The organism is Chamaesiphon sp. OTE_8_metabat_110, from assembly GCF_031382685.1.
Taxonomy (GTDB): domain Bacteria; phylum Cyanobacteriota; class Cyanobacteriia; order Cyanobacteriales; family Chamaesiphonaceae; genus Chamaesiphon.
Window position 1 is genome coordinate 1 of the sequence record NZ_JANMZA010000493.1, and the last position, 6,290, is coordinate 6,290.

Consider the following 6,290-nt stretch of genomic DNA (forward strand, 5'->3'; position numbering starts at 1 on the left):
GGACAACCGGGATAAAGGAAGAGAGCTTGGGAGTAATATTGTTAACGCGCTCCGCACCAATCTCCGACCCTCTATTCCCTATTCCCTATCCCCTATCCCCTAGCAATGCTATTCAATCTTAAACTGACCGACATTCTTCTGTAGCTCTTGAGCGAGCTGAAGGAGATCTTGGAATGAAGCTTGAACGTTATCGGCGCGGAGTGAAGTTTTCTGGGAAATATCGGCGACTCGCTCAAGAGCTACAGAAGAATGTCGGTCAGTTTAAGATTGAGTAAATAGTGAATGGTGAATAGTGGATAGTGAATAGTGAATGGTGAATGGTGAATGGTGAAGAAAAAAACTAAAGCAATAAACAACTTTCATTCTTAACTTACTTAAGCCTATATTTTAATCCAATCATCAGATCTTGTTGCTATCCACTATCCACTATCCACTATCCACTATCCACTACCTCCCATGTACATCGACCCTGAATTACGAGATCGAGTTTATCAGCTCTTTAGCTTGGAAGTACCCAAGATGTTGCAGCAGATCGAAACAGAACTCGTGACATTGAGTATCGATCGCAGTGCGACTAAAGTAGATAATTTATTGCGGGCGGCACACTCGATCAAAGGTGGGGCGGCAAGTTTGGGTTTAGAGGCAATTGCCGATCTCGCTCATCAAATCGAAGATATCTTTCGGGTGCTCAATCATCCAGATTTACCTTTCGATAGCAATTTGGATCGACTTTTATTTCGGATCTACGACTGTCTAAATCAACTCGTTACCGCTGAAATTAATGGCGAGCAATTACTTGCCGGATTTCATACGAGCACGCAAATTATTTTGGCCGATCTGGATGAAGAGATCGGCCATTTTGTGATTGCTGGTCAAAAAATTCCTGACAATCGCTTACTCGGAGTCGATCTGACGCAATCAATTTTTGAAGTGGATATCGCTCAGAGTTTAGCCAGACTCGAACGCGTCCTCCTCGATCCCGAATGCGATCGGATCGTAGTCGGAGAGTTCCGCGCTCAATCAGAGGTATTTACAGGAATTGCCAGTCTGACTGATACGCCGGGATTTGGCGTACTCGCTCAGGCGACGATCGCGGCTTTAGATCGTCATCCCGACCGGGCGAGAGAAATTTGTTGTTTTGCCTTGGTAGATTTTTATGCGGCTCTGACAGCGGCGCTGACTGGCGATCGCGACCGTTGTGGCGCGATCTCTCCAGGTTTTGCATTTTTAATCGCCGAGCTACCCACAGCACAGCGGGAGGGGGCTGAAGCAGTAGCCGCTGGAGTAGACCAAGTTGAGGTCGCGCGGGACTTATTCGATCTCGCAGATGTCTTTGATGCGCCAACTTGGAGCGCGGTACCTACCGAATTTAAGTCGCTCGGATGGGAAGCACTATTACCGAGCGCGGCGGAAGTTGAGTCTGTCTCGACTGAGGTGCGATCGGCACTAGTTATCGAACAGACAGCAAGTTTGAGTTATGACTTAGTAGATATTTTTGATGTCTCGATCGCCGCTGCAACGGTATTAGTTACTGAAGAGATCGCGAGTTTTAGCTATGACTTGGTAGATATTTTTGATGTCTCGATCGCCGCTGTCATCCAGACATCCACCGACGATCGCGCCAATTTGAGCTACGATCTGGTTGAGATCTTCGACACGCCTTGTCAGAGTAGATCGCTGGAGCCACAAATTGCGGTTTATTTACCAACCGACGAGGGAGATTTCGATTTAGTCGATCTCTTCGAGCCACCACCGCCAGCGAGTGTATCACGGGCGAATGCGGCAGTCGAACTAAAAGATCTCGATCGCCATATTGCCGAGATTACTAGCAATTTCGACAAGTTTGCACCGCTGACACTCTCGACATTTGCGCCGCCAGCAACGGCAATTAAGCCAGCACGGCTCAACCAAAAATCGCGGAAAGCGATCGGTACGCCGATGCCCCAATTATCGGTACGGGTGGGACTCGATCGGTTGGAGCGGATGAATAATGTCATGGGCGAACTGGCGATCGAGCGGCATGGCTTGGCGCTATCTAACGAGCAATTTGGGGATACGTTAGGGCGACTCAGATCCAAATGTGCAAATTTTCAGACTATTAGCGACAGACTCAGACAAATTGCCGATACGCTGAGTAGTGCCGCTCCACAGCCGCCGCGTGAGTCGATGTCATCGCCACCCAGTCTCGGTCAGGAATTTGATGTCCTAGAACTCGATCGTTATAGTGAAGTGCAGACGATCGCGCAAGCCACCATCGAGCAACTGGCGCAAATTGAAGAACAGATCGAAGATCTCTCCCTATTTGTCACCCAATCCCACCGCCAAATCGATCGCCAAAAACAGCTCCTGTCACATCTGCGGGACGACCTGATGTGGTCGCGGATGTTGCCCTTGGGTGAAATTCTCAATCGCTTCCCCCGCACCCTCCACGATTTGTCAGTCGAATTTGACAAACCAGTAGACCTCAAAATTACCGGAGCTGGAGTACTAGTCGATCGCGCCGCCATCGACAAACTATTCGACCCGCTAGTGCATCTCCTCCGTAATGCTTTCGATCACGGGATCGACTCCCGTGAAGCCCGTCAAGCTGCTGGTAAGTCCGAACGCGGCGCGATCGCCATCGATGCCTATCATCAGGGCAGTCAGACTGTTATCGATATTACAGATGATGGTCGGGGCATCGACATTAATGCCATTCGCACTAGAGCGATCGCGCGGCAAATATTGACACCCGCCGCCGCAGTTGACGCGACGCGAGAGCAATTGTTAGATTTATTATTCGTACCGGGTTTTTCTACTACCGAGCGGATTACCAAATTATCGGGGCGGGGGATGGGATTGGATATTGTCAAAGCCCAAATCCAGTCGATTAAAGGATCGATCTCGATCGACTCCCAACTCGGACGCGGCACTACTTTTACGCTGCGGATTCCCCTGACGCTGACGATCGCCCAATTAATGATTTGTCAAGTCGGTAATGCTGTTTACGCCTTCCCGGCAGATAGTATCCAAAAAATTGTCGTTCCTACTCCCGCGCAAATGTTCGAGCGAGATCGGCAGTCTTTTTGCCAGTGGCACGATCTGACGATTCCAGTCTACAACCTCGCCGATCTGCTCACCTACTCGATCCCCGTCCCCGAACGGACGATTTCGCTCACACTCAAGAGTAGCGCTCACAACCCTGCTGACTGGTTGGCGCCCCTGTTTTTGATCCGCAGAGGCGACCGGATTGTCGCGCTCCAGATCGATCGGATGATTACCGAGCAAGAGCTGACGATCGCCCCTTTCGGGACATCGATCTCGCCACCGAGCTATAGCTATGGCTGTACGATTTTGGGGGATGGCGAGATCATCCCCGTACTCGATCCACACACCTTGATCCGCGTCTTGGTCGAACAGCCGCAGCCGCTAGTGACAACAGCAGCGGTACCAGCACCAGTGTCCGATTCAATGCCGTCGATCTTGGTCATCGATGACTCTATTACTACCCGTCAAAGTTTATGTCTTTCCCTCGAAAAATTTGGCTATCGCACTATTCCCGCTAAAGATGGTCAAGAAGCACTGCAAATCTTGCGCCAAAAAGTCAGCGAAATTAAATTGGCAATTTGTGACGTGGAGATGCCGAATATGAATGGCTTTGAATTCCTAAATATCTATCGTCAAGACCGGACGATTTCTCACGTCCCAGTGGTGATGTTGACTTCTCGCAGCAATAACAAACATCGCCAATTTGCCGCTCATTTAGGGGCAGTTGACTATTTTATCAAGCCTTATGTCGAACAAGATTTTATGACGGCAATTTCTAAGTTAATCGATGTTTAATAATCGATCGCGTTAATTATAAATGGTAACATTATATGCTTGCAGGTATCAGTTCCAATCTATTGCTAGAGCCAAAAAAACGATCCTCTCTCGCGATCGAGCTAGTCGTTTTTCATATCGATCGCGTCAGTTTTGGGATTCCCATGACCAAAATTAATCGGGTGATTAGTAATGTATTTATCGGCGAAGATTTTAGCTTAACGCAGGATGTAGCAATTCTCGATTTGCACGATCGCCTGTCGGGCATAGAGATTGCTGACTTTAATGCGATCGTGATTTTTACAGGTGAAAATTCTCAGCTATATGGTATCCCGATCGAGACTGCACCGATTTTAGTCTCTGTACCCTGCGATCGGATTCGGACTTTACCAAGTGACGTTCGTACCGATAATCCCCTTGGTATCGCCAGTCATATTGCGATCGTTACTCACGAACAGAGCCAATTGACGATCTTTATTTTGGGAGATTAGTAGTATTTGGCGTGAATCTAGTTACTATCTTCAGGGGACTGGGGGACTAAGGGACTGGGGGACGGGGAGACTGGGAGACTGGGAGACTGGGAGATTGATTGCCGCTTAGTATTGAGAACTACTTGACAAATACTAACTAGATCTTTGATAATGAATGACTGGTTATAAAACCATTAGTTTGCGTGACTGGCGGAATTGGTAGACGCGCTAGATTCAGGTTCTAGTGTTCGCAAGGACTTCCGAGTTCGAGTCTCGGGTCGCGCATCTCTTAGTTACATTCAACACGATCGGGGGGTACGATAGATTATCGTGCCCCCCGATTTGTATTACCTGGCTGATTTTTACGATGTTGACAAGCACTCAAAATCCCCTGATTAAGCAGATCAAAAAGCTGCACAGCCCCAAAGAACGCCGGGAAACTCAGTTATTTCTCCTAGAAGGAACCCATCTAATTCAGGAAGCCTGTGCTGTTAATTATCCATTAACAACCGTGTGCTGCACCGAGCTATGGCAGGCAAACCATCCCGAACTGTGGTCGATCGTCCTAGCTACTAGCGATCGCGTAGAATTGGTCGGGGATGAAGTTATCGGATCGATCGCCACAACTGTCAATCCTGACGGTATCGTGGCGACAGCACCCCGGATGGCACACAAGCAGCCACCGCTGAGCGCAAACCTCACGCTCGTGCTATCTACCATTCAAGATCCGGGCAATCTCGGCGCAATAATTCGGACAGCGGCGGCGGCGGGTGTCGATGGACTGTGGGTAAGCAAAGATAGCGTCGATTTGGACAACCCCAAGGTGCTACGCGCCTCAGCAGGGCAATGGTTTCGGCTGGCAATGGGAGTCAGCGACAATCTGAGCGAACTCATCGCTAGCTATCAGCAACAGGGGGTACAGGTGGTTGCGACTAGTTCTCATACCAAAACTAGTTACTGGGATGTGGACTTGCGATCGCCGACACTGGTTTTGTTGGGCAATGAAGGGGCGGGTTTGAGTCGAGATTTAGCTGCCCTAGCCGATCTTCAGGTCAAGATTCCCATGTCCGCTGGCGTAGAATCATTGAATGTCGCCACCGCCGCCGCACTGATGTTATTTGAAGTCCGCAGACAAAAGGCTTTCTCCGAAAGTTAGGCTTTAGGCTTTGGGCTTTAGGTATTAGGCTTTAGAGAAAAGATTTTGTTTTTACTTTCGCAGGAAGTCTAGAGATCCTCGACACCTGAAAGCTCGCGGAATTAGCACGATCGCGATTGAAGCTTACTGTAAGATTGCTAGTGTTTTCAATAAAATTTTTACGATCCCTAACTCAGGCTGTAGTCAGGGTATTCTAAAAACGTAAGCTGAAATAATTGTAGATTTCTGACAGTTACTCTTTGCTGGCTGTCAGCAGTTGAGAGGTTTTCGCTCAAACACTCGCGGCAACTATCAACGATCGATCTCCTTTGTCTTCCAATGCAATTCCACATTCAAACCGATAGCGAAATCCCCGTCTCCAAACAACTATACGATCAGATGTTGTTTGCGATCGCCTCCCGCCAATTCTCTCCCGGACATCGCCTGCCTAGCACCCGGCAACTTGCCATGCAGACTGGCTTACACCGCAATACGGTCGGCAAAGTATACTCTCAATTAGAGCTGACTGGCTTGGTAGAATCCGTCCCTGGTTCGGGCATCTATGTGCGGTCATTAGGACACGAAAGCAATCATCTAATTGCCGATGCTCAGATCGATCCGCGTCTTCCCGCGATCGATTTAGTCTCCCAAAGTCTCAATACCCTCCTCGCTCAGGGTTACTCGCTCAATCAGGCGCGGGAATTATTTTTGACTGAGATCGATTGGCGGTGGCGGTGTAGCGCACGGGTATTTGTCACCGTACCGCGCAACGATCTGGGCGCGGGCGAATTGATGCTCCAAGAGCTACAACAATCGCTAGGCATCCCCGTTCAGCTCATTACCCTAGACAAGCTAGAAGCTCAATTAGTCCAATCCCGCGCCGC

General features: G+C 49.1%; 4 protein-coding genes and 1 tRNA gene. All 5 read left to right on the forward strand.

The window, feature by feature from the left end; translation table 11 throughout:
- Positions 1-456: 456 nt before the first annotated feature.
- A complete protein-coding gene (locus RMO52_RS18095) occupies positions 457-3,822 on the forward strand; it encodes a response regulator (protein ID WP_310417016.1) in 3,366 nt (1,121 codons plus the stop codon).
- 35 nt (positions 3,823-3,857) lie between these two features.
- Complete coding sequence (locus RMO52_RS18100) at positions 3,858-4,292, forward strand: hypothetical protein (protein WP_310417019.1); 435 nt, start codon at positions 3,858-3,860, stop codon at positions 4,290-4,292.
- A 180-nt stretch (positions 4,293-4,472) separates the two neighbouring features.
- A tRNA-Leu gene (locus RMO52_RS18105) sits at positions 4,473-4,556 on the forward strand.
- 82 nt (positions 4,557-4,638) lie between these two features.
- Positions 4,639-5,427 carry an RNA methyltransferase gene (locus RMO52_RS18110; RefSeq protein ID WP_309739081.1) on the forward strand — a complete coding sequence of 263 codons (789 nt, stop codon included), beginning with the start codon at positions 4,639-4,641 and terminating at the stop codon, positions 5,425-5,427.
- A gap of 318 nt (positions 5,428-5,745) precedes the next feature.
- Positions 5,746-6,290, forward strand: a 545-nt coding sequence (locus RMO52_RS18115; RefSeq protein WP_310417023.1) for a GntR family transcriptional regulator, incomplete at its 3' end; no start/stop codon positions are given.

Excerpts from the sequence above, each read along its gene's own strand:
- RMO52_RS18095 (WP_310417016.1), top strand. The coding sequence starts at position 457 with ATGTACATCGACCCTGAATTACGAGATCGAGTTTATCAGCTCTTTAGC.
- RMO52_RS18100 (WP_310417019.1), top strand. The coding sequence starts at position 3,858 with ATGCTTGCAGGTATCAGTTCCAATCTATTGCTAGAGCCAAAAAAACGA.
- RMO52_RS18110 (WP_309739081.1), top strand. The coding sequence starts at position 4,639 with ATGTTGACAAGCACTCAAAATCCCCTGATTAAGCAGATCAAAAAGCTG.